Origin of the sequence: Streptomyces sp. A1277 (assembly GCF_004795015.1) — a bacterium.
Lineage (GTDB): Bacteria > Actinomycetota > Actinomycetes > Streptomycetales > Streptomycetaceae > Streptomyces.
The window spans coordinates 90,379-114,260 of sequence record NZ_SSBI01000022.1 but is presented as its reverse complement, the minus strand read 5'-3'; the positions used below and the strand labels follow the sequence as shown (position 1 = coordinate 114,260).

Genomic DNA, 23,882 nt, shown 5'->3' with positions numbered 1-23,882 from the left:
GCATCGCCACCCGCTACGACAAGTCCCCCGAGAGCTACGACGCCGGACTCCACCTCCGGGCCTCCCTGATCTGGATCAACGACCTCTTACCGACGACCGAATGATCACGACCTCACACAGGCCCTAGCCGCGGACACACAGCCAAGCGGTGACCTCGCGACGTCCGCGCACGACGTCATCCGGATCCTGTCGCGGCACGGGCGGCCGGCCCCGCTGGGGGACGCGATCGCCCACTACGGGCGGACCGCCAAGTTTCTGCACATCCTTGCGTCTGGCCGACAAGCCCGGCTGCCGGCGCCAGATCTAGGCGCAGGCCAAGCTCCGGCGGGGCCCACGCGCTCGCCCGGAAAATTGTGGAAGACCAGGTCGGCGCGCTCGGACTCGTACTCAGCGTGGTGCTGTTCAACACACAGTGTTTGGACGCTGCAGTGAACCGGCTGCGCGCTGACGGCTTCAATACCCGCGACGAAGACGTCGCCCGCCTCCCACCGTTCGTACGGCACCACATCAACATCTCGGCCGGTATTCGTTCCAGCTCCCCGAGCGCCGGGCGGCCTGCGCCCGCTGCGCGCCAAGGACGCCACCCAAGACGAGTGATGTGGCAATGCCGTACGGCTCGTCTGCTCGTCGTGGTCGTAGACCAACTAGACCAATGCCTACCTGCTGGTCAGCGACCCAGAAAGGATTCCGAGAGCCGCCTCGCCCGCCGGGGCCGTGACGGCTTCGCGGACCCCCCGTCCCGTGGGCGGCCCGGGGCGCCTTCTGCCGACGCAAAGGCCGACAGCACACGGAGTCACGGTGGCGCCCGTGGGCGACGGCCGGGTGGGGGCCGGCGGTCAGGCTGCGTGTCGCGGCGGTGGAAGGCGAGGGCGGGTCATAGCCGTGTAGCCGTGCGGATCAGCCCGGCGAGGGCGAGGGAGCGGCTGTGCGCGGGCCAGGCGATGTGGGTGACGACGGGGGGCGCGTCGGTCAGGGGGACTGCGGTGTGATCCGCCCACAGCCAGGCGCGGGCTGAGTCGGGGAAGACGGCCACGGTGCGTCCGAGAGCGATCAGCTGCGCCAGCTGCGTCTGGTCGTGGATCTCGGGGCCCGGGCCGGGTGGGTATGTGCCGTGGCGGGACCAGCGGGCGAGCGGAAGATCGGGGATGTCGCTGACGTCGGCCAGGGACAAAGTCCGGCGCGCGGCAAGAGGGTGCCCGGCGGGCAGGACAGCGACCTGCCCCTCGGTCATCAGTTCCTCGCTGTCGAACCCGGCAAGGGAGTTGAACGGGGCGTGCATGAGCGCCACATCAGCGCGGCCATCGCGCAGCATCCCTTCCTGCTCACACGTGCCGCTCGGCAGCACCTCGATCTTGGCGGCGTCAGGCTCGGCCGCATAGGTGTCGAGGAGCTTGTGCAGCAACTCGTGAGACGCGCCGGCTTTCACCACCAGCACCAGGCGGTTGCGGGGGCCGCCCGGACTGTCGGCGCCACCGGCGCGGCGGGTGCGGCGAGCGGCGGCGGTGGTCGCGTCGATGGCCGCGCGGCCTTCGTGCAGCAGCATCTCTCCGGCACCGGTCAGGGAGACGCCGCGGCGGTCGCGTTTCAGCAGGCAGACGCCGAGGCGTCGCTCGAGTTGCTGAATCGCCCGGGACAGCGGCGGCTGGGCCATGCCGAGGCGTTCGGCGGCGCGACCGAAGTGCAGTTCCTCGGCGACGGCCAGGAAGTACCTCAGCTCGCGGATCTCCAAGGCGTCCACGGCCACAGCATAACCCGGTGATACCTACCGGGTATGACAGGGCGCTGTATCGGTATTGGATGCGCCGGTTGTCCGCGAGCGAGTATCGACGGCATGAGCGAAACCATCAACACCCCCTCCGCGTCACTGCCCGGCGGCACCTGGAACCTGGGCGATCTGAACGTCACCCGCTTCGGCTACGGCGCCATGCAACTCGCCGGTCCCGGGGTCATGGGCCCACCCGCCAACCACGACGGCGCGATCGCCGTACTGCGCGAGGCTGCCGGCCTCGGGATCAGCCATATCGACACTGCTGGCGCATACGGACCACGCGTCACCAACCAGCTGATCCGTGAAGCGCTGCACCCCTATACCGAATCGCTGCACATCGTGACCAAGGTCGGCGCGGTCCGCGATCAACAGGGCGGCTGGCTCCCTGCCCGGCAGCCCGAAAACCTGCGCCGCGCCGTCAACGAGAACCTTGCGGACCTCGACCTCGAATCGCTCGACGTGGTCAATCTCCGCCTCGGAGATGCTCAGGGTCCCCGGCCCGGCTCGCTCGCCGAGCCCTTCGAGGCCCTCGTGCAACTCCAGCAGCAGGGCCTGATCCGGCACCTCGGAGTGAGTAACGCGACGGCGGAACAGGTCGCCGAGGCGCAGGCGATCGCACCGATCGTGTGCGTGCAGAACATGTACAACCTCGCATACCGTCAGGACGACGAGCTGATCGACGAACTCGCCGCCAAGAACATCGCCTATGTGCCCTTCTTTCCTCTCGGCGGATTCACCCCGCTGCAGTCCATGACCCTTGACGCCGTGGCCACCCGGCTGAATTCGACACCCATGGCAGTCGCCCTGGCCTGGTTGCTGCGGCGGTCGCCGAACATCCTGCTCATTCCCGGCACCTCGTCGATAGCGCACCTGCGCGAGAACGTCGCCGGCGCGGGACTCTCGTTCTCGGACGAGGAATTCGCCGAGTTGGACAAGGTCGGTCACTAGCAGGACGCCGGCCAGCCCCCAGCAGGACCAAGAGGCAGTGGCGGATGGCGTGATGCATGCCTCATCGTGGGGGACCGAGGAACGTGTTCACCCATGCTGCTGTGCGGTGGCGCCGCCGAGGCGGCTCCACCGCGCCAGGGTTGAAGTTCGGCGATAGGGACGGGCTCCACACGCCGGGCTGGGTCGCGGACGGCGGTCAGGATTTCAGCTGGTCGCACAGGAACGCGACGACGGAGGTACTCAAGCCAGGGCCCCTCGGCGGGGCGCTGTGAAGCAACAACATCGAACGAACTTGTTCGCTGCGAACACGTTCGTTACGCTGATGTGGTGCCTCTCGATGCACGCCCGTTCTCCACGCTTCTGCGAAAGGGGTGATCCGTCGTGCCACCTCCTGCCTCCCGCCAGGCCGCTGAGACCGACGCCATCGCGGTTCCCAAGAACATCCGCTGGGTTCTGCTCGGTGTCATGCTCGCCCTGCTGCTCTCGATGCTCGACAGCCTGATCGTCGGCACCGCGATGCCAACCGTCGTCGCCGACCTCGGCGGCCTCGATCACATGTCCTGGGTGGTGACCGGCTACACCCTGGCCACCGCCTGTTCCACCCCCGTGTGGGGCAAACTCGGCGATCTCCTCAATCGCAAGCACATGTTCCTCAGCTCGATCGCGCTCTTCCTCGTCGCGTCCGTGGCGTGCGGCATGGCCCCCTCGATGAACACGCTGATCATCTTCCGAGTGGTCCAGGGCTTGGGCGCGGGCGGTATGGGCGCCGGCGCCTTCGCGCTGATCGGAGCCCTGCTGCCGCCGCGCGAGCGCGGCAAGTACCAGGGCATGGTCGCCGGAGTGATGGCGGTCGGACAGCTCGGTGGTCCTCTCGTCGGCGGCTTCGTCACCGGCCACCTCGGCTGGCGCTGGGCCTTCTACATCAACGTGCCCATCGGCCTCATCTGCATGATCTGGTGCCAGCTCCTCCTGCACATGCCCGCGCTGAAGCGCCGGGGCAAGGTCTCCATCGACTGGCTTGGCATCACGTTCCTCACCGGGGCGATCTCCGCATTCATCCTGGCCGCGACCTGGGCGGGCAGCACCTACGACTGGGGGTCGTGGCAGATCATCGGCCTGGCCCTCGTCGCCCTCGTCCTGCTGGCCGCTTTCATCGTCACCGAGAGCCGGGCCGAGGAGCCGCTGATGCCGCTGCGCATCTACGGCGGGCACCGCAACTTCCCTCTTTCCGCGATCCTGCTGACCGTCATCGGTGTCGCCACGTTCGGCGCAACCCTCTATCTGCCGCTCTACCAGCAGGTGGTCCAAGGGGCCTCGGCCGCCAACTCCGGCCTGCTGTTGCTGCCGATGATGATCGCCACGCTGATCACGGCAAACATCTCCGGCAAGGTGATGTCGGCGACCGGAAGGTACAAGATCTTCCCTGTGACGGGCTCCGCCCTCCTGGTCGTGGGCCTGGGACTGCTCTCAACCATGGGCACCGACACCACGCGCCTCCTGACGTCGCTCTACATGGCGGTCGTCGGGGCCGGAACCGGGTTCTGCATGCAAATGGCCAACACCATCGCGCAGAACGCTGTCGGACTCCGCGACATCGGATCCGCCTCGGCGGCCACCAACCTCTTCCGCAACCTGGGCGGCTCTGTTGGGATCGCCGTGTTCGCTTCCCTGTTCGCCGGCACCGTCAGCTCCGCGCGCATACCCGGCGAAGGATCCACGACTGCCCACACCACCGAGCAAGCGCCATACCTCCAGGACGTGGCCCATGCCACCCACCTCATCTTCCTGACCGGAGCATGCATCGCTCTCGCGGCACTGATCGCCTCGCTGCTCATCGAGGAGGTGCCGCTGCGCGGCAAACCCGGCGCAGCACCGCTGGCCAAGGCCGAAGCCGAGACCGCCTGACCCACCTCATCCTCCCGACCGACGCACGCGTCTCGCAGCACTGATCCCGCGCGGTCGAGGATGCCTGCGGATCTGGTGGCCTGGCCGGCGCCGCCTCAAACTCCCAAACGAACCTCAAGGAACACGTGATGACCACATACATCGCCCACGCCCGCATCTTCGACGGCGAGAAGCTGCTCGATGCTCAGAGCCTCACCCTCAATGGCGAGATCGTCACAGCTATCGGCGGTGACACGGCACCTGCCGGAGCCGAGATCGTCGATGCCCAGGGTGCCACCCTGATGCCTGGATTCATCGACAGCCACGTGCACACCTCCGTCGAGTCCCTGCGCGAGGCACTGAAGTTCGGTGTCACCACCGAACTGGAAATGCAGGGTTACTGGACCCCGCAGCAGCGCACGGAGGTGAACAACGACGACACGCTCGCCGACGTACGCTCCGCCCTCATCGCACTGATGGCCAAGGGCGGACACCCGAGCGAGCTCATGAAAGATTTGGGCGAACACGACCCCGCCGCCGGAGAGAGCAAGGGCTGGGTCATGCCTTCGGTGAGCACCCCCGACGAAGCCCGCGCCCACGTCAACGCTTTCGTCCAGCAAGGCGCCGATTACATCAAAGTGATGATCGAGGAAGGTACCGTCATGGGCCGCCCCGACCTCCCCCAGATGAATCCACAGACCATCAGAGCCGGCGTAGAGGAAGCTCACGCACTCGGGAAAAGGGTCATCGCCCACGCCATCACCCTCGACGCCACCCGCCAGGCGCTGGAAGCCGGAGTCGACGGCCTGGCTCACCTGTTCATCGACCGGAAGGCCGACGCACAGATCATCGTCGCCCTCGCCGATGCGGATGTCTTCGTCACCCCCTGCCTGGTCATCAGCTCCTCCCTCATGGGGAACGCCGCCACCGCCCTGGCCGACGACCCCCGTGTCAACAGCCGCTTGCCCCAAATATGGCTCGACACCCTGCGCGGCCGCTTCAACACCTACCCCGAGGGCAACTTCCAGCACGTTCTGGACAGCGTCGCCGCCCTGCACTCCGCCGGAGTGGACATCCTCGCCGGCACCGACGCCAGCGTCCCCGTCGCCTCTCACGGCGGTGTCGCACACGGCGCCAGCCTCCACCACGAACTGCAGTACCTGGTTCAAGCGGGGCTGACCCCCTCCGACGCCCTCGCTGCCGCCACGTCCGTGCCCGCCCGCCGCTTCAACCTCATCGACCGCGGCCGCATCGCCCCCGGCCTGCGGGCCGACCTCCTCCTCATCGACGGCGACCCGACCACCAGCATCAACGACACCCTCGACACCCGCGCCATCTGGCGGCGCGGCACCCGACTCGCCGCCTGACCACCACCGACGCCCAGAGCGACCAGAGCGCCCCGGGCGCCGTGCCACTCACGAAGCTGGTGCACGATCACCTGAACGCCGTCGTGTAGACGGCAAGGGCTGCCGCGAGGGAGCCTCCCGCGAGCAAGCCGCGCGGACAGATCGGCTGCGGGACCCCGTGATCTTCTTTGCGGTCCTGCAATGGGGCGCTAGCCTCCGGGCCCAGCATGGCTGTTGCCCCCTGTCGAAAACGTGACCTGAGGGGTGTCATCGGGCCCGGAAGGTGCCGCCTGCGACGCTTCGCCTCATCGCCCTCAACTGCTTCACCGTCTCCTCGGTCCGTTGGTCGGGTGCCTCATGGTCCGCACCACCCCCGGACTGCTCCTGGCCGTCGGCCTCGCCGCGGGCGGCACCGGCGCCCACCTCGTCAACACCTTCGACGCGTCCACCGGTGTCGCCGTCTCCGCCGCGGTCATCGGTGCCCTCGGCATAGGCATCGCCCTGGCCACGGCCCCCATCACCACCATTGCCGTGACCAGCCTGCCCCCCGACTCGCCCCCACCGCTGGCGCCGCCAGCAGCGCCCTGCACCAGATCGGCCGCACACTCGGCCCTGCGGACTTCGGTGTTCCTGAGCACTCTGCCGGGCCATCTCGCGGCCTCGGGCCTCGGCACTCCCGACCGGAGGCACGAACTGAGCATGGTCTCCGACGCCGGCATCCAGGCCGGTGCCTTCCTTCGCCTCTCCACCGGCCCGGCCACGGCCGAGGCCCAGGCTGTCTACGGAGCCAGCTTCACCCACGCGCTGCACACCTGCACGCTCGGGGGCATCGGCATGCTGGGCGCCGCCGCCGTGGCCCTGGTCGCCATCGCGGTGTGCCAGACCGCGCACAACGCCGCCGCCGGCTTCTGGCCGTTCCGGCTCAGTCACTGATCGAGTCGTCGTTGCCTGCACTGGGACCGAAGCCGGTGGCCAGTCGTCCGAGGGCGCCGCGCACCGGCATCCCCCCGCAGCAGCTAATCCGTCCAAGACAGACAGCGAACCGACGACCACAAGCGACGTACAGAGAAACGAAACCAATGGTCTGGGGCATCTCCCCAAACGGTCGCGGGATCATTCCCCGACGTTCCCACGGAGGCGACGCTGCAAAACCCCAGCTCAAAGGAGCTCTAGCTCTCACCCTGCCCTTGAGGCGCAAAGGCTTCCGTTCGCCGCACACCGTGAGGCGTTTCACCGCACGCGAAACACCCCCGGAAAACGCGTTTCCCCAGGTCAGAACGATTTTGCCTGAGGAAACCCGGTGGGGCGGGTGGGACTCGAACCCAAACCGGTGACGCGTCTCACCTGCAGTTTTCTCAGAGAACGGATATACCGCCCTGTTTCCATCCCGCTGGCTCCCCCTCGATCCGGCTCCGGCGGATCTGGTGCAGCGTTCGCTGCACCAGTACGACAGGCGCAGGAAGCCGCGTCCAGCTCATCCGATCAGGAGCTTCCCGGACGATATCGAGCAGGGTCCGCTTGTCGTCGGCGTGTGGGCCTGTCGATCCGAGCAAACGGATCGATCCACAGGCCGCCTGCCGTGACTTTAAGTAGTGAAAATGGCGGGCCCCAGCGCCCCCTGGGGAGTATCCGCAAAGTATCGTCGTCCGCCCGAAGGGCGGGTCCAGCGGTGTCCCGGCCGGGTGGGTTCCCGCCGATAGGGCCTACGCCAGGCCTACGCCGGCTCCGGCGCCGCCCGGTATCCGTCGGCCTGGAGGGTGAAGAGCTCCGCGTAGATCCCCTTGGCAGCCAGCAGGCTCCGGTGGTCGCCCTCTTCGGTGACGCATCCGCCGTCCAGGACGACAATGCGGTCGGCGTCCCGGACCGTGTTGAGGCGGTGAGAGATCAGCAGACTGCTTCGCCCCCTTCGCAGATGCCGAAGACTCCGGTGTATGTCGCTCTCCGCCACCGCGTCGAGACCTGACGACGGCTCATCGAGAATCAGCAGGTCGGCGTCGGTCCGGAGCATGGCGCGGGCGATGGCGAGCCGTTGCCACTGTCCACCGGACAGGAGGACGCCGGTCTCGGGCCGCGTGACGGTCCGGGCCGCTTTCCTGCCCCGCCCGGTGCGGGCTGCCGGCTCCTCGTCGTCAGGGATGAACATGCGGCTCAGGAGGGTGTCATACCCCCGGGGAAGCGCGGACAGCGCCGAATCGACACCTGCCCTTCGTGCGGCTTCGCGCAGACGCTGCGTGTCCCCGGCCCGACGGAGATCACCGACGGCGATATTGTCCGCCGCGGACATCTCGTAGCTCATGTGGTCCTGGAAGACCACGCCGATCCGGGCGCGCAGCCGGGCGATGTCCAGAGTCCGCAGGTCGGCCCCGTCCCAGGTGATGGTGCCCCGAGTGGGTTCGTACAGTCGGCAGAGCAGTTTGGTGAGCGTGGTCTTGCCCGCACCGTTCAGTCCCACCAGGGCGACCGACTCGCCGGGCCGGATGGTCAGGTTCACCCCCTTGAGGATCCAGTCGTGGCCCACGTCGTAACGGAACCACACGTCGGTGAGTACGAGTGCCTCGCGCAGCGGGTCGACTTCGCCCGTGGCGGCGGGCCCAAGCCGCCCGGCCGGGTCGCTCCGCCGGCGAGTGATGCCGATGTAGTGCGAGAACAGGACCAACATCTGTGAGGCGTCCGCGATCTGCGCCAAGGTGCTCGCCACGGTCAGCTGCACGGTGGCGAGCGCGCCGGTCAGCACGCTGATGTCACCCACGTTCCCGTGCCCGCTGTCTATCCGGACGGCCCCCGCGACCAGAACCGCTCCGGAGACCATCGCGGTCAGCAAAGACAGCGAACCCTCGGTGCCCAGCGTCGCCCGGTCCACGCCCCGTTCGCCCCGCTGGGCCGCGTCGAGCTCGTCGAGCATGCGTCCGCGGAAGAAGTCCCCGAGCCCGAAGAGCCGGATCTCCTTGGCAGCGCGTACATCCATCAACAGCATGGCGTAGAAGATCTGCCGTCGCGTACGCGGAGTCGTACGGAGCAGCATGTCGGTCCGAGCGCGGCTGAGCCTGAGCTGTGCCCAGAGCGTGGGGGCCACCGAGAGCAGGACCAGGAAAGCCGCCAGCGGGGAGACCGTGATCAGCACACCGAGGAAGCCGGCCACGGTCAGCGCCGACTGTGCGGTGACCAGGATCGCGCCGACGAGTTGCTGCGGCCCGCCGTGGCTCGACTGCTGGGCGAGGCGCAGCCGGTCCTGAAAGGCCGGATTCTCCAGATCGCCGATGCCCTGCTCGCGGGTGACCGCGGCGAACAGCTCTCCCTGGGTACGCAGCGTGACCCGGCGGCCGATCTCGCCGTCGGCGTAGGTGACCAGGTGCTGCGCGAGGGCTGTCACCGCACCGGTGAGTGCCAGGGCCAGTGCGGTGACCCATACTTCGGGGCCCCGGTGACCGGCCAGCCGGTCGAGCAGCATCTTGGTGAACCACGCGAGGGCGACGGGGGACAAGCCGGAGACGAGCGTCATGGCGATCCGGGCCGCCGCGGCGACCGGGGCGGCCCGCACGTAGAGAGCCACAGCGGCGGCGGCGAGGCGCAGCGGGCCGAGCTGTGGTTCCTCGGCCGGCCGGCCGCTGTCCGGGGTCATACGGCGTGAGCCTGCAGGCACTCGCCGAGGCTGCTTCCGTTGCGCAGGACGCTGCCCTGCGGACCGACCAGGAAGTAGGACGGCGTGCCCTGCACCCGGAACAGCTCCGTGAGTCCCCCCGGTCCCGACTCGTTCATGAGCTGTCCGACGCCTTCCAGCACGGACGAGAGCCCGTCGGGAGTGTCGGGGCCGAGCAGGACCGGGACCACGGCCACTCCTTCGGCCGCGAGAGCGGCGGAGCGGGCGGCGAGTTCCGGAGCCTGGGTCCGGCAGTCCGGGCACGAGGAGGAGTAGAAGGCGAACAGGGTCGTACGTCCCAGCAGGGCTTCCCTGGTGAGCCGGGTGCCGTCGGCCGACTCGACGGTGTAGTCGGGCACGGGAGCTCCTGCCGGGAGCCCGTGATCGGCGGCCGGGCCGGCCGGCGCGGTCAGCCGCGTCATCCTTCGGACCACGGCGGCGAGCACGGCCAGGTTCAGCAGGGTCGCCGCCGCGAGCACGATGACGGCGACAGTGAGCAGAGCCATGAGGGTGTTCCTTCGGAGCAGGGCCCTGCGGGCCTGTACGGAACGGAGGGGGACGTCAGCGGTGGCCGGACGCGGCCGGGGCGAGAAGACCGGCGAACTCGTCCCAGAGCGCGAAGCAGATCGCCAGTGTGAGGGCTGCCCACAGACAGAGCGCCACGCCCGCGACCGGCACCGGCACCGGCCCATGGGGCGGCGCGGTCATTCCGGCCGCCAGCCCGGACAGCGCGATGGTCAGCAGCGCGGCGTTACGGAAGAGCTGCACCCGGCCGACCGGGCGGTTCGAAGGACCGAAACAGCCACAGGGCACAGGCACGGCCCGGCTGACCGCACGCCGCAGGACGACGGTGAACACGGTGAGCAGCAGGATGGCCAGAGCCAGCGAGACCTTCGCGGCCGCCGGCACCAGGAGGCCGCCCGCCAGTGCCGCCTCCGCCGTGACGAGCGCGTGGGGCGCCCAGGAAGACCACGGTCCCGGCACCCTTGCGAGTACCGCGACGGACCGTTTGAGCGTCGTGAACGTCGCAGGTGAGAAGAGCTTCGCCGCTGCCGACCAGGTGAACACGAGGGCCAGCACCAGCTGCGCCTCGAACTGAATCCAGTACACCGCGCCCCTCCTCCGGCCGCGCCACCGAAATGCGAGATGATCCGGGTGACTGTGTGGGGGCGAATTCCAGTCGCCCCCACACAGTTCAACCAACAGCTAGCAGCTGATGGAGTAGATGGAGCCATAGCTGTTGACCCGACACTGCTGAGCACCGTTGCAGCTGTTGGTACGGCGCTGCTTCACGATGTTCCCCTGGTCGGTGACCCAGATGGTCGCCCAGGCGCCCCAGCCGCACGCCTTGGCTTCCTCTGCGGGGAGTACGGCGCGCAGCAGCCGCTCCCCCACACGCTCCAGTGTGGAAATGGAAAGCATTATTCCGGAACCCTTCCTCAAGACGGTCATTCCCATGGCACAGCACTGCGCCCTCTGGTTGACCGATGACTGCAAACTACCTACAAGACTGACGCAAGTACTCAATTTTTCAAGACTTATTTCTGACTCCCCCATAACTACGCAGGTCAGAGCTTCGCCACGAAGAACCTTCATCGAAAGCCTGTTCAGTGCGTTGACACTCTTTGCAGGACCGTGCAAAGGTCCCGCACCGAGGGTGGTCGTGCCTGGCGCTGCGAACGGCAGCACCGCACCGCCGATGCCGACTACAGCCGCCGGGGGGCGCCGTGTGGAATCTGGTGTTGTCTCAACTGCGCTACCGGCCTGGAAGGGCACTGGCCCTGGTTGCCGCACTTCTGGTGGCCGTGACCTCGTTCTCGGTGCTCACCGCCACCGCGCGCACCCAGCGCCTGGACGTCGTCGGCAAGGTGGCAGCCAACGACCGCGGCGCTTACGACCTCCTGGTACGTCCGGCAGGGGCCCGCTCCGCGCTGGAGTCCAGGGCGAATCTGGTCTCGTCCACCGCCCTGGCCGGATTGTCCGGGGGGATCACCTCGCGGCAGTGGCAGCAGGTGCTGCACATCCCGGGCGTGGACGTCGCCGCGCCGGTGGCCGTCGTCGGGTACGCCCTGCAGACCGTGCAGCTGCCGGTCGACCTGACGGAGCATCTGAAGCCCGGAGACGGACCACAGTTGTTCCGCGTCTCCACCACCCAGACATCGGAACGGGGACTGACCGAGATCCCCACCGGTGAGTCGTACGTCTACGTCACCGACCGGCCGCTGCACGACCGGAAGAACCGCAGTGAAGGCGACCCCGTCGCCCAGTCGGCGCCGGACGGTTCCGTCATCCAGATCTGCGGTATGTCGGACAACCCGAACCCGGTCGACCCGAAGACCAACCGGTACGCCCGCCCGGTAGCCACTCTCGCGTGCGGGTCCACCAACCAGGACAACACCTACAACGCGGCAGGGGCCGCCTCCCCCGCCGCGCGTCCCACGAACAAGGGCACCCCGGCAGCGGGGACCACCCTGGTCCCATGGTCCATGCCCTTCCTCGTCCAAGCCGTCGACCCGGTCCAGGAAGCCCGGCTGGCCGGGCTGGACCGGGCCGTCGACAAGGGCCACTACTTCGCCCCCGGGCAAAAGCCGGTGGCGGAGAGCCAGGAAGGTTCCTCGGAGCCGTTCACGAAGATCCCGGTCCTCCTCGCGGGCCGCACCGCCATCGAGGAACAACTGCACGTGAAGGTGAGCGAACTCCCGGCCGCCGCCGCGGCACGCGTGGCAGCCGGCCAGGACACCGAGGTCCTCGGATCGGCCCTTCCCCGCGCAGCGGGCACCCCCGTGTCCCGGACCGCGTTCGCCGCACAGGACGCACATCGCCGGCTGATCGACTCCCTCAACTCGTCCTCGACCGGCACGGCCGGCGGAGCCACCGCGGACACTCAGATCTGGCAGTACCTGAGCGCCCTCCCGGTCCGGTACACCGACGGCGGCGACCGCCTGGCGGCAGGCCCGGTACCCGCTTCCCGGATCCCGGACACCAGCATCCACTTCGGGGCCGGCCTGCTCTCCGACACCGGCGACACGGGCGACACCGCGGTGCGCCCGCTGACCCGGCACCCGGTACAGGAGATCGCCGACGTGTCCCCGCCCGCACCGCAGCTCCAGGTACTGGGCGAGTTCGACCCGGACCGGCTGACCGCCGCGGCGACCGGGCTGGGCGCCGTCCCGATGGAGACCTACTTCCCCGCCACCGCGTCAGGAGCGGACAACGCCTCACGCAAGGCCCTCCGGAACCGTCCCCTGCTGCCCAATGGCAATATCGCGGGCCTGCTGTCCGTGCCGCCGAGCATGATCACGACGCTCTCGTCGCTGGACGTCCTCAACAGCTCCCGGCACTTCCAGAACACCACGCCCGCCCACGGCGTGAACGCCAAGGCGCCGATCAGCGTCGTCCGGGTCCGGCTCACCGGCGCGCTGGGCACCGACGCACTCTCCCGCGAACGGCTCCGGCTGGTCGCCGAGCAGATACACCGGCGCACCGGCCTGGACGTGGACGTCACCGTGGGCTCGTCGCCCTCCCCGGTCACGGTCACCGACCCCGCCGGACGCTACGGACGCCCCGTACTGCACCTGGCCGAGATGTGGTCGCTGAAGGGGGTGGCCACCGTCGCGGTCGCGGCCATCGACCGCAAGGCGCTCCTGCTCTTCCTCCTGATCCTGGGAGTGTGCGTGCTGTTCGTCGCGGGTGCGACCTCGGCGGCGGTCCGGACCCGCCGCGCCGAACTCGCCGTGCTGGCCTGCACCGGATGGCCGGCCCGGCGGCTCTTCGCGCTGATTCTCACCGAGGTCGGCGCGCTCGGCGCGCTCGCGGGCCTGGTCGGCGCCGCGCTGGCCGTCCCGGCAGGAGCGCTGGCGGGGGTGCCGGTATCGCCCGGCCGCGCCCTGCTCGCCGTGCCCGCCGCCCTGGGGCTCGCCACCCTGGCAGCGCTGCGTCCCGGACTGCAGGCCGCCCGCTCCCATCCCGGGAGCGCGGTCGCCCCCGCGGTCCGCGGCCCGCGGCGGGCCGCGCGGCTCTCCGGAATCACCCGCCTCGCACTGACCAACCTGGCCAGGGTTCCCGGGCGGGCCCTGCTCGGTACGGCCGCTCTCGCCGGCGGCGTCGCGGCCCTGGTGGCGCTGGCCGGTATCAGTACCGCCTTCGACGGCGAGGTGGCCGGCTCCCTGCTCGGTGACGCGGTCTCCGTCCAGGTCCGCAGCAGCGACTACGCAGCGGCAGCCGTGGCCGCCCTCCTCGGAGCGGCGACGGTAGCGGACGTCCTCTACCTCAACGTCCGCGAACGCGCCGCCGAGTACGCGCTGCTGCGCGCCACGGGATGGAGCGACGCCGCCCTCCACCGCCTCGTCCTCACCGAAGCCGCGCTGATGGCCGGAGCGGCCTCGGTGCTCGGGGCGGGTGCGGCACTGGGCGCGGACGCGGCGTTCACCGGGCGCCTGCCGATGTCGCTGGTCCTGATCGCCGCCGGCGCAGCCGCAACGGCAACCGTGGTCACGGTACTGGCAGCTGCCGTACCCGTGTTCCTGCTTCGCCGCATTCCCGCCGCCCGGCTCCTCGCCGAGGAATGACATCCGCTCGCCGTATCCGAGATCCTGGAGGTCCAGCCGTGCCCGTACGACGCCGCACCGCGCCCCCCGCTCCGCCGGAGCCCGACGTCCCGGGCGCCCCCGCCACCGCCCGGCAGGGATTCGCCGTGGCCGTCACCGAGCTCGAAAAGACGTTCTCCGCCGGCAGGACCGCCTCCGTCACCGCCGTGGACCGGGTCAGCCTCCAGGTCCGGCCCGGGGACGCGGTGGCGCTCACCGGGCCGAGCGGCTCCGGCAAGTCGACGCTCCTGCACCTCCTGGGAGCCGTCGAGCCGGCCGACAGCGGTGTCATCCGGGTCGGCTCCACCGAGGTCACCGCGGCGGGGCGCGCGGAACTCACACGCTACCGACGCGACGTCGGCTTCGTCTTCCAGCGGTTCCACCTCCTGCCCGCACTCACCGCGATGGACAACGTCATCGCCCCGCTCATCCCCTATCGCAGGCGCACCTCGGCCGTGCCCCGCGCCAAGGAGCTGCTGGCGTCCGTGGGGCTGACCGGCCGGGAGAACGCGCTGCCCTCCCAGCTGTCCGGCGGACAGCAGCAGCGCGTCGCGATAGCCCGGGCACTCATCGGCGAACCCGGACTGCTCCTCGCCGACGAGCCCACCGGGAACCTCGACACGGCCACCGGCGCCGGAGTGATCGACCTGCTGCTGCGGCTCAACGCCGAGCACGGCACGACCCTGCTGATCGCCACGCACGACCACAGTCTGGCCCAGCAGTGCCACCGGACGGTGACGATGCGCGACGGGAAGATCGTTCATGACACCGCGGCCGAGGACTCCGCGCCATGACCCGCAGCGGAACGACCCGCAGCGGAATGACCGCGGTGATCGCCCTCGCCGCCGCGGCACTCGCCGCGCGGAAACTGCTCGTCGTCCTGACCGTGGCCGGATCCAGCATGGAACCCGCCTACCGCTCCGGCGACCGTCTGCTGATGCTGCGCCGGCCGCTCGGCCGCGCACCCGACGGCACGGTGATCGTCCTCCGGGGTCCGCTGGGAGCAGGGGGACCCGAGCCGGACAAGCACGCCGCCGCACCCCTGATCGTCAAACGGCTCGGCGCGGGACCCGGCCGCCCCGTGCCCGGCGCCGTACTCACCGCGGTGGGCGCCTCGCCGGGCACCGTGGTCCCCCCGGGCCTGCTCGTCGCTCTCGCGGACTCCCCCGCCGGCACCGATTCACGCACCTGGGGTTACCTGACCGAGGACACCGTGGCGGGAACGGTCATCTGCCGGCTGAGCCGTGCCACAGCCGGGCCCGCCGCCGCACGGCTGACGGGAGCGATGAGTTCGCATGAGTAACAGGGTTCACACAACTCATTGACAGCACCATTGCGTGCAGGGAACCACCCAGCTCCTAAGGGCAGTTGACAACGTTATCCAACTCCGGAGGCTTCATGAGCGTCGATGACCTGGTCCAGGCGCTCGGCTCGGACACCGGCATATCGAAGAGCGAGGTCTCGAGGATCTGCGGCGATCTCGACGCGTTCCGCACCCGGCCGCTGGACCACACCCGATTCCCCTACGTGCATCTCTACGCGACCTACGTCAAAGCCCGCGTGGACCACCGGATCGTCTCCCAGGCCGTGGTCATCGCCACCGGCGTCACCGAGGACGGCGGCCGCGAGGCCCTGGGCGTCATGGTCGGCGACAGCGAAACCGAAGCCTTCCGGTCCACCTTCCTGCGCTCGCTGCGAGGCGCTCCGGCCGCGATGCGGCAGCCAGGATCGCTTGAAGGAACCGTCTGTAAAAGCAGGGCACTGCCGTGACGGAGGAACGTGGGAGATCCCACCACCCACCCCACAGAGGCCATCACCGAAAATACAGGTCACAGACCTGCATAAGCTCAGAGATTGATGCAACGCTGCACGTTCGCTGCACCGATTCGACGACCCCACGCCTCCGAAAACCGCGTTCCGCAGGTCAGAACGTTTCTCCTGACCTGCGGTCGTGGGGCGGGTGGGACTCGAACCTAAAAGGGAGATGCGTCTCACCTGCGGAAACGCCACACAGGCGGACATTTACATCCTGCTGAGTCCTGCTGCATCCGCCTCGATCCCCGGCAACCGAACTGCCGCGCGGTACGTACCGCACGGCCATGTGGCGGCCCCTGCGCCTGTACTGGGAGACGATCCACCCGGCGCATCTACTGCGAGGCAGGCAATCGCGCGGCTCACCCGCAGCGCATGCCGCGGACTCCGTTGCCACCCCTCCACTTGACAGATGCAGTCACACTCCGTATCGACCGGGCACCGGGAGCCGCAGGAGTATCGGTTCCGGCTTCCCGGCCGAACACGACGGGGCGCTTCGCACTGGCACCCACCTGCACGCCTCAGCGGTCGGGACACGAGCATCACCTTTACTGCTACCGCCAGCGTGGAGTGCAAACCTGGCTTCCGTAGCCGCGTTATGCGTTACAGGGGCAGCTGGGACTGCCGCGCTCGAGACTGTAAAACGTTCGACTCTGTCCCACATTCGGTGGTGCCGGATAGTGCTCGTTGAGCATCTCCACCCCTCGGAAGGTGTGGTCGGCGTCCCGACCTCGCTGTTTTTGTCGGCGGCGGCTGAATTCTGACCCAGTTTTGAGGCGGACGGCACCGTGCCGGGCCCCGGACTCGTCGCGGCGAACTCTCACTGCCAGACGCCAAGAAGACGGCCGGTCTTCTGGAGGAGAGCGGCTATGAGGCGTTGATTTGCGATTTCGTGGCCAATAGCCTGCCTCGCCGCCATAACTCGCTGTCACCACCGAATGCGAGACAGAGCCGCTCGTCGTTTGGCAGACCCCGCCAAGGCCGTAATCGAGCACCTGTCCAGCCGCCACCCGGACTGCTGCGGGTCCTGCGCGAGGCTGATCTGCGATCTCTCAGGCCACGAACCATTCTGCGCTGCCACAGGATTCGTGAGTCTCCACCATCACCACTGATCACGGTGCGCACGTGGTAGCCCTACGTAGCAGAAGACCGCGAGGCGGAAGCATCGAGCGGAGTCGGGCATACCCATCGGCCTGCGTCTCAGCCATACGTCACGAGCCCGGGCACGACGAAAATTGGACAGAAGTAGCTGCCCGCACCCCAGAGCGTCCCGCAGCCGCAGGGGCAACGAAGCAGCCAGAGCGATCCCGGCCGGGACCAGCGAGCCATCGACAGGAGGAGCGGAGGTGAGCCGCCGTGCGCCCGCTCGCAGGGCGGGGTCCGGCGGCAGCTACCTACGTTCGAACCAGCCTGTTTTATTTATTGCGTATGCTGCGAATATTGCGGATACTGGAACACCTCAAGCAATGACGCCCACCCACCACGAAATTTAGGGGCGCACCGTGACGAAGACAGACATCAGGCCCGTGAAGCTTCCGCCCGAGAAGACCGCCACAGCGAACCGTGCCCTCACTCGTGTCCGCGGTTACCTCACCGAACACCCCGACCTCGGACAGATCGCCGTCAAGCCACTCGACGACAACGAGCTTGAGCCCCTCCTTCTGCCCCGCGAAGCCGTCGAGCTCCTCGCCGGTCTCCTCGCCCACCTGGGGGCAGGCCGAGGCGTGTCCATCGTCCCCAGCACCGCGGAGCTCACCACCCAGCAAGCGGCAGACATCCTCAACGTGTCTCGGCCCTTCCTCATCGGCCTCCTGGAAGCCGACGAAATCGAGTGCCGTCTAGTCGGAACGCACCGCAGAATCACAGCGTCGTCGCTCATGGAGTACAAGCAGGCAGACGACCGGCGTCGCCGTGAAGCAGCAGACGAGCTCACTCAGCTCGGCCAGGAAATGGGATTGATGTAGTCGATGGCCTTCGTCGCCGTTTACGACGCGAACGTGCTCTACCCGAATATCATCCGCGACGTGCTCATCCGCGTCGCGGAGGCCGGCCTTGTGCAGGCGAAGTGGACCGAGACAATCCTTGACGAGACGTTTCGCAACCTGAAGGCCGACCGGCCGGATCTGGACCCCGGAGCCCTCGACAGGACACGGCGACTGATGAAGGCAGCCGTACGGGACTGCCTCGTCAAGGGGCACGAGCCGCTCATCGACATACTGGAACTCCCCGACAAGGACGACCGGCACGTCCTGGCCGCGGCGATCCGCGCCAAGGCCCAGGTGATCGTGACCTTCAACCTCAAAGACTTCCCGGCGGAAGCCCTTGCACCATGGGACGTTGAAGCCGTCCACCCGGACGCCTTCCTCGAAGCGCAGATAGATCTGGCGCCGGAGGTCGTGTACGCAGAGATCCAGCGCATCGCCGACAGTTGGAAGAATCCGCCCGGCACGGTTGCCGACGTGATCGAGCGACTCGAGAGGAACCGTCTCGTTTCATCCGCGGCGGCCCTGAGGGCACTCGCCTAACGACCTCGTGCATGGTTAGCGGTGACGTTGGCCCTGCCAGTTCGTTAGGCCGTTCGTGGTGGGGATGCAGGCACGTGGGTTGATCATGTCGGAGCGTCGGGTCACGGGCCTCTCCACGACTGTGATTGCCGATCTGGTCGCGGAGTCGGGTCCGGTCTGGCAGGCCCGCAGGGATGCTGAACTGCTGGACCGACCGCGGCGGCGGGCGGTCGGAGCGGGCGCGAAGTACAAGCTGGTCTTCATCGACCGGCTGCTGGCCACACTCGTGCATCTCAGGCACGGCGTCACCCACGACGTGCTGGCCTGCTGGTTCCAGGTGGACCGGTCGACCATCACCCGTGCGGTCGGCGAGATCCGGCCTCTACTGGCCGACCGCGGCTGCCGCATCGAGGGTGGTCTGCGACTTCGCACGCTTGCCGATGCGATCGCCCATCTTGGCGCCACCGGCCAGACCGCACTGATGGACGCCACCGAGATCCGAGTCCGTCGCCCAAGCGCACACCGCGGCGGACGCGGCCGGTTCATCTCCGGCAAGAGCCGCATCAACGCCATGAAAGCCCTCGTCATCACCGACCAGCGCGGACGACCACTGTTCTGCGGCGAGGCCCGGGCCGGATCCGTCGCCGACATCACCCAAGCCCGTGACGCCGGCCTGGTCGACCTCCTCGCTGACACCATTGACCTGCAGATCCTTGCCGACCCCGGCTATCAATGCCTCGCGGCGCAAACCTACGGCCAGGTCGTCACCCCGCCACGCAAACGCCGCGGCAAACACCTCGAACACCTGCAATGGCTGATGGCACACCACGAGGCCGCCCGCTTCGCCCACTCCTCAGCCAGAATCCCCGTCGAACACGGCATCGCCCACCTCAAGAACTGGAGGACCCTCGCCCGACACCACAACCGACGAGAAAACCTGCCCGACACCATCCGAGCCGTCGCCGGACTCCTGACCGACCAACAAGCCACCCCTCACACGAAGGCACTCGCACTGCCCGCCACACCCGCATGATCAAAACTCCGACCGCAACCTCAACACGCCCTCACCCCAACCATGCACGAGGTCGTAAGTCCGTGTCCTATGTGGTGAGTCGGAGGAGTCGTTCGGTGTCGTCGGTCCTGCGGGGCCACGTTGGGCTCAGCAATGGCCGGGCCGATGTGAACGCTGCAGCACGAAACGACGGTGCCCTCCTCGTCCGAGACGAGGAGGCTCGTCGGTCCTGCAGGGCACCGGGGTCTCAAGGGTGGTGGGCCGCCACATGCCGCCCTCGCCCCGAGCCCGACCGAGGCGATCGAGACTATTCAAGCCGAGGCATTCGTGATTCTCGACGACCGCCGACACGCAGCACCACTCCGGGAAGCACAAGTGACGACGTGAACGTCCAAGTCCTAACCTATCCGTTGGGGAAGCAGTTGTGGGCGCCCCCGCCCTGCCCTGGACAGTTCACGGGCAGACCGCCACACAGGCCCATGAGAGCATCGACACGCTCGCCGACGAGCCGAACTGTTGGGCGAACACAGGAAGCACCAGAAAGTCAGCCGCCCCATCCACATCCCCTTCCGAGGCCGCCGACTCAAACGGTGCAAGCGTCCACGCAACAGTGATCACGTCAAGGTCCGCTGCCTGGGCCAGCAAGCCCACGGCTGTTCTGAAGATCTGGCAGCTCCGCCGTGGCACCAACTTCACCATCACGGTCGTGGCGGTCCAGCCCCGCGCGGAGGAGTTCGCGCGCGGTATGGAACGGGCTGCCCCACCGCGCTACGGCGTAATTGGCGGATCCAGTCGGTATTGACCTCCTGAGGCCCCGTTCCAGCCTCGGCGGGGATGGGCGCCGTCGTCGCTGCGGGCAGCTTGGCGTACTGACAGAAGTTGAAGGCGCCAGCGCCTATACGCCGCGGCCCATCCCTCCGTTTGTGCGCCCGTACTTGCTGGCTGCCGCCCCGCTGTCCGTACCGACCCTGACCGTTTCCTGCACGAACAGCTCGGCATACGGGCCCATCACGACAGCGTCGCCGCCTGCGCGTCAGTCCCCGCACCGGACTCAGGCGTTTCTACGCTGCTCTCGGGCGTTGGCGCAGGGTTGGCGCCGGTTCTGCGGGTGCGCAGCGAGTTGTAGAGCATGGTCCCGCCCACGCCAACGCCGGCGCCGATGATGGCGCCCTGTTGGCGGCCCACCATCTGACCGATCTTGATGCCCTGTTGGCGGCCCGCCAACTGGTAGGCGGCTCGCAGGGCTGCGGGGCCGCCCCGCCTCGCGGCTTCCGCGGAGAGTTTTGCGTAGTCCCACATCTTGGGGCCCCTCGGTTCGTGTCACTGGTCGGGACGGATCAATGATCTCAAGGCGGCGTGACACGGGTGGGCAAGTTCGCAACTTCTCGTCGTCGGCAGCTGCTCCCCCTACCGATGGTGATGTCGAGGTCGCGTGCGCTCCGCAAGCTGCACAGCCTGCCCCGAACGAAGACCAGCGCGCTCAGCGACCCTGCGATGAGTGGATGCGCAAGAGCGTCCAGAAGAACTGTGCCCTGCGGTGAGATGTGGACCGCGGGTGCGGCATGCACCAGGTGCGCCGCCGCATCGCACCGGGGCAAACAAGAGCCTGCCACGCCGGCCTCGCCGATGCAGACGGTGTCTCCTGACTGCCCGGACACAGCACGGAAGCAGAGACGTCATGCGATGTGGCGGAGCGCGACGCTTCCCTCGACGGCCGTGGGACCGCGCCACGACGCTCCCTGGGGCAAGCGCCGCAAAAGGCCAGGTCAGACGCCTCTGAAGTGCGCTGACACGCTGCGGCAACGGGTCAGTACCGCACGGAAAAACGCCACCAAATCCACGTTTCCCCAGGTCAGAACGATTCTGCCCGGGGACGCTCGGTGGGGCGGGTGGGACTCGAACCCACGGCCGACGGATTATGAGTCCGCTGCTCTAACCGGCTGAGCTACCGCCCCGTTTCGGCGTGGCGCGTACATGTGTGCGCACCGTCTGCCGCAGCATAGCCGGTCATACGATCTCCCGCTGCGGATGCCCGGCTGCTGATGACCTTGAAGACGGCGCTGCTCGCCGGGCGGTTCCGGGCATACGAAAAAGGGCCCCGACGGGGCCCTCTTCCGATCGCTCCCCCGACTGGACTCGAACCAGTAACCCTCCGGTTAACAGCCGAATGCTCTGCCAATTGAGCTACAGGGGATCGCGCTCCCCCGACTGGACTCGAACCAGTAACCTGCCGGTTAACAGCCGGCTGCTCTGCCAATTGAGCTACAGGGGATTGCTGCGGTGCCTCGAAACGTACCTGCCTGGCGGATGCCGGGCGGCGCGTGCTCGCTGCGACACATACATTAGCGCAAGCAGGGGGGTGCTTCGCCAATCGGTACCGGCCGGGGTGATCTCGGGCGTCGCGGGTAGGCGGGCAGCACACGTCGCACGGAGCGAAGGAAGGGTGGCAGCCATGCGGTACCGGCTCACGTTCATCGCCGGAGTGGCCCTCGGTTACGTGCTCGGCACGCGGGCCGGGCGCGAGCGTTACGAGCAGCTGAAGAAGTCCGCACGCCAGTTCGCCCAGAACCCGGCCGTGCGCAACACCTGCGAGACCGCGGCCCAGAGCGGCCGGGAGTTCGCGGGGAAGGCGTACCACGCGGTCGGGGAGAAGGTCGGCGACAAGGTGCCGTCGTCCGTGACGGACCGGGTGCGTTCGTTGCGCGGGCGCGGGGCGAGCGGAGAGGACGACTGGGGGACAACCAACACCTGAGTCGGCCCGGATCCACGTCTGCCGCGCCACCGGTACGGGAAACCTCCGGTGGTGCGGCAGAATCTGTGTATGGGCATAGTCGCCGGCTTGGACAGTTCTTCCGCGTTCACACACATCGTGGTCTGCGATACGGACACGGGCGCCGTACTGCGGCAGGGGTACGCCGCGCATCCCGTCGAGGCGAAGGCCACCGAGGTCGATCCGCAGGCGTGGCTGCTCTCCCTCGGTGAGGCCGCCACCGGCGGGCTGCTCGAAGGGGTGCAGGCGATCGGGGTGTCCGCGCAGCAGCACGGGCTCGTACCGCTGGACCACCAGGGCAACCTCGTACGGCCGGCGCTGCTCGGCAACGACAAGCGGGCGCAGGCCGCGGCGGCCGATCTCATCGACGGGCTCGGCGGGCGGCAGGCGTGGGCCGAGGCGGTCGGGGCGGTGCCGCAGGCCGCGCAGCCGGTGTCGAAGCTGCGCTGGCTGGCGCGGACCGAGCCGGAGCAGGCGCAGCGGGTCGCCGCGGTGCTCCAGCCGCACGACTGGCTGGTGTGGCAGTTGCTGGGGCGGCCGGCCCGGCGGACCACCGACCGGGGCGCCGCGTCCGGGACCGGGTACTGGTCGGCGGGCGCGGAGTCCTACCGGCCGGAGCTGGTGGAGCTGGCGCTCGGGCACCCCGCCGCGCTGCCGGAGGTGCTGGGCCCTTCCGAGGCCGCCGGGACGACGCCGGAGGGGCTGCTGATCTCCGCCGGGACCGGCGAGACCATGGCCGCGGCCTTCGGGCTCGGGGTCGGGGTCGGGGACGCGGTCGTGTCGCTGGGGGCGTCGGGTTCGGTGATGGCGGTGCACCACGAGGCACTGGCCGATCCGACCGGCGTGATCACCTCGTTCGCCGACGCGACGGGCATGCACCTGCCGGTGGTACACACGTCGAACGCGGTACGCGCCCTGCGCGGCACCGCCGAGATGCTGGACGTGGAGGGTCTTGACACGCTCTCCGCGCTGGCGCTGAAGTCGACGCCCGGTTCCTCGGGGCTCGTGCTCCTGCCGTATCTGGAGGGTGAGCGCACCCCGTACCTGCCGCACACCGCCGGCACCCTGTGCGGGCTGCGGCGGGAATCGATGAAGCCGGAGCACCTGGCCCGGGCCGCGTTCGAGGGGATGCTCTGCTCGCTGGCCGACGCGCTCGACGTACTGCGCGGCCGGGGCGTGGAGGTGCGGCGGGTCTTCCTGCTGGGGGCGGCGGCCGAACTGCCGGCCGTGCGGCAGCTGGCGCCCGCACTGCTGGGGACGCAGGTGGTCGTGGTGCAGCCGGCGCAGTACGCGGCACTGGGCGCGGCCCGGCAGGCGGCCTGGGCGCTGGGTGTTTCGCAGGGGGCGCTCGACGGGCGCACTCCCCCGGCCTGGCGGGGCGCCGCGGCGCAGGTGCTGGAGCCGGGCGAGGAGCTGCCCGTGGGGCAGGCCGTGCGTCAGCAGTACGTCGCGACGCGGGACCAGATCCACCCGGGAGCATTCGACCCGGTGCGGTGAGTGAGGGCGGGGCCGCGAAATTATGGACCGAGTCTGGTTTTTGACCTGGACTTGAAGAAAAACGTTCGCGGTCCCGGCGAGCGGTGCCGGAAGATGAGTCGGCTCCCCCCGATCTACG

The 23,882-nt window shown here is 68.7% G+C and carries 18 protein-coding genes, 3 tRNA genes and 2 pseudogenes; 14 read left to right on the top strand and 9 right to left on the bottom strand.

Features of this window, described 5'->3' with window-relative positions; genetic code table 11:
- Positions 1-165: 165 nt before the first annotated feature.
- Positions 166-597 (top strand): annotated as a pseudogene (locus E6R18_RS35385) (Tn3 family transposase); the annotation flags it as partial.
- Positions 598-874: 277 nt separating this feature from the next.
- On the opposite strand, the gene E6R18_RS17115 reads toward E6R18_RS35385, so the two are convergent.
- Positions 875-1,738: a LysR family transcriptional regulator gene (locus E6R18_RS17115; protein ID WP_136317751.1), complete on the bottom strand. Its 864-nt coding sequence runs from the start codon at positions 1,736-1,738 to the stop codon at positions 875-877.
- 93 nt (positions 1,739-1,831) lie between these two features.
- Here E6R18_RS17115 and E6R18_RS17110 point away from each other — a divergent pair, with 93 nt between their 5' ends.
- The 4 genes from E6R18_RS17110 (at position 1,832) to E6R18_RS34900 (ending at position 6,879) form a co-directional block, all read left to right on the top strand.
- Positions 1,832-2,716, top strand: a complete 885-nt coding sequence (locus E6R18_RS17110; protein WP_136317750.1) for an aldo/keto reductase family oxidoreductase — start codon at positions 1,832-1,834, stop codon at positions 2,714-2,716.
- A 465-nt stretch (positions 2,717-3,181) separates the two neighbouring features.
- Entirely contained in the window at positions 3,182-4,621 is a 1,440-nt protein-coding gene (locus tag E6R18_RS17105) for an MDR family MFS transporter (protein WP_136317749.1), read from the top strand.
- Between the two features lie 125 nt (positions 4,622-4,746).
- Positions 4,747-5,967: an amidohydrolase family protein gene (locus tag E6R18_RS17100; RefSeq protein ID WP_168712378.1), complete on the top strand. Its 1,221-nt coding sequence runs from the start codon at positions 4,747-4,749 to the stop codon at positions 5,965-5,967.
- A gap of 336 nt (positions 5,968-6,303) precedes the next feature.
- Complete coding sequence (locus tag E6R18_RS34900; protein ID WP_240799765.1) at positions 6,304-6,879, top strand: hypothetical protein; 576 nt, start codon at positions 6,304-6,306, stop codon at positions 6,877-6,879.
- Positions 6,880-7,660: 781 nt separating this feature from the next.
- Here E6R18_RS34900 and E6R18_RS17090 read toward each other — a convergent pair.
- The 4 genes from E6R18_RS17090 to E6R18_RS17075 all read right to left on the bottom strand — a co-directional run bounded on the left by E6R18_RS17090 (position 7,661) and on the right by E6R18_RS17075 (position 11,005).
- Complete coding sequence (locus E6R18_RS17090) at positions 7,661-9,565, bottom strand: ABC transporter ATP-binding protein (RefSeq protein WP_136317747.1); 1,905 nt, start codon at positions 9,563-9,565, stop codon at positions 7,661-7,663.
- Positions 9,562-10,089 carry a redoxin domain-containing protein gene (locus E6R18_RS17085; RefSeq protein ID WP_168712377.1) on the bottom strand — a complete coding sequence of 176 codons (528 nt, stop codon included), beginning with the start codon at positions 10,087-10,089 and terminating at the stop codon, positions 9,562-9,564. The genes E6R18_RS17090 and E6R18_RS17085 overlap by 4 nt, the downstream gene beginning before the upstream one ends.
- A 55-nt stretch (positions 10,090-10,144) precedes the next feature.
- Positions 10,145-10,693 (bottom strand): MauE/DoxX family redox-associated membrane protein, encoded by a 549-nt coding sequence (locus E6R18_RS17080; protein ID WP_168712376.1) that lies wholly within the window; start codon positions 10,691-10,693, stop codon positions 10,145-10,147.
- 96 nt (positions 10,694-10,789) lie between these two features.
- Positions 10,790-11,005, bottom strand: a complete 216-nt coding sequence (locus tag E6R18_RS17075) for a hypothetical protein (protein WP_136317744.1) — start codon at positions 11,003-11,005, stop codon at positions 10,790-10,792.
- Positions 11,006-11,322: 317 nt separating this feature from the next.
- Here E6R18_RS17075 and E6R18_RS17070 point away from each other — a divergent pair, with 317 nt between their 5' ends.
- The 7 genes and pseudogenes from E6R18_RS17070 (at position 11,323) to E6R18_RS17040 (ending at position 19,518) form a co-directional block, all read left to right on the top strand.
- Positions 11,323-14,151 (top strand): FtsX-like permease family protein, encoded by a 2,829-nt coding sequence (locus E6R18_RS17070; protein WP_136317743.1) that lies wholly within the window; start codon positions 11,323-11,325, stop codon positions 14,149-14,151.
- A gap of 38 nt (positions 14,152-14,189) precedes the next feature.
- Entirely contained in the window at positions 14,190-14,963 is a 774-nt protein-coding gene (locus E6R18_RS17065; RefSeq protein ID WP_240799764.1) for an ABC transporter ATP-binding protein, read from the top strand.
- A complete protein-coding gene (locus E6R18_RS17060) occupies positions 14,960-15,472 on the top strand; it encodes a S26 family signal peptidase (protein WP_136317741.1) in 513 nt (170 codons plus the stop codon). The genes E6R18_RS17065 and E6R18_RS17060 overlap by 4 nt, the downstream gene beginning before the upstream one ends.
- 98 nt (positions 15,473-15,570) lie before the next feature.
- Positions 15,571-15,867 (top strand): annotated as a pseudogene (locus E6R18_RS17055) (transposase); the annotation flags it as partial.
- A gap of 1,616 nt (positions 15,868-17,483) precedes the next feature.
- Positions 17,484-17,945 carry a helix-turn-helix domain-containing protein gene (locus E6R18_RS17050; RefSeq protein ID WP_136317740.1) on the top strand — a complete coding sequence of 154 codons (462 nt, stop codon included), beginning with the start codon at positions 17,484-17,486 and terminating at the stop codon, positions 17,943-17,945.
- A gap of 3 nt (positions 17,946-17,948) precedes the next feature.
- Positions 17,949-18,506 (top strand): PIN domain-containing protein, encoded by a 558-nt coding sequence (locus tag E6R18_RS17045; protein WP_136317739.1) that lies wholly within the window; start codon positions 17,949-17,951, stop codon positions 18,504-18,506.
- Between the two features lie 64 nt (positions 18,507-18,570).
- Positions 18,571-19,518, top strand: coding sequence for a transposase family protein (locus E6R18_RS17040; RefSeq protein WP_168712381.1), 948 nt, complete (start codon positions 18,571-18,573; stop codon positions 19,516-19,518).
- 987 nt (positions 19,519-20,505) lie between these two features.
- On the opposite strand, the gene E6R18_RS17035 is transcribed toward E6R18_RS17040, so the two are convergent.
- From E6R18_RS17035 to E6R18_RS17020, 4 genes are all read right to left on the bottom strand, one after another.
- A complete protein-coding gene (locus E6R18_RS17035) occupies positions 20,506-20,796 on the bottom strand; it encodes a hypothetical protein (protein WP_136317738.1) in 291 nt (96 codons plus the stop codon).
- A 582-nt stretch (positions 20,797-21,378) separates the two neighbouring features.
- Positions 21,379-21,452 (bottom strand) — tRNA-Ile (locus E6R18_RS17030).
- A 166-nt stretch (positions 21,453-21,618) separates the two neighbouring features.
- A tRNA-Asn gene (locus tag E6R18_RS17025) sits at positions 21,619-21,691 on the bottom strand.
- A 5-nt stretch (positions 21,692-21,696) separates the two neighbouring features.
- Positions 21,697-21,769: transfer RNA gene (locus tag E6R18_RS17020), tRNA-Asn, on the bottom strand.
- A gap of 180 nt (positions 21,770-21,949) precedes the next feature.
- On the opposite strand from E6R18_RS17020, the gene E6R18_RS17015 reads away from it, so the two are divergent.
- Complete coding sequence (locus tag E6R18_RS17015; RefSeq protein WP_136317737.1) at positions 21,950-22,249, top strand: YtxH domain-containing protein; 300 nt, start codon at positions 21,950-21,952, stop codon at positions 22,247-22,249.
- Between the two features lie 69 nt (positions 22,250-22,318).
- Entirely contained in the window at positions 22,319-23,764 is a 1,446-nt protein-coding gene (locus E6R18_RS17010) for an FGGY family carbohydrate kinase (protein ID WP_136317736.1), read from the top strand.
- Positions 23,765-23,882: the final 118 nt, after the last annotated feature.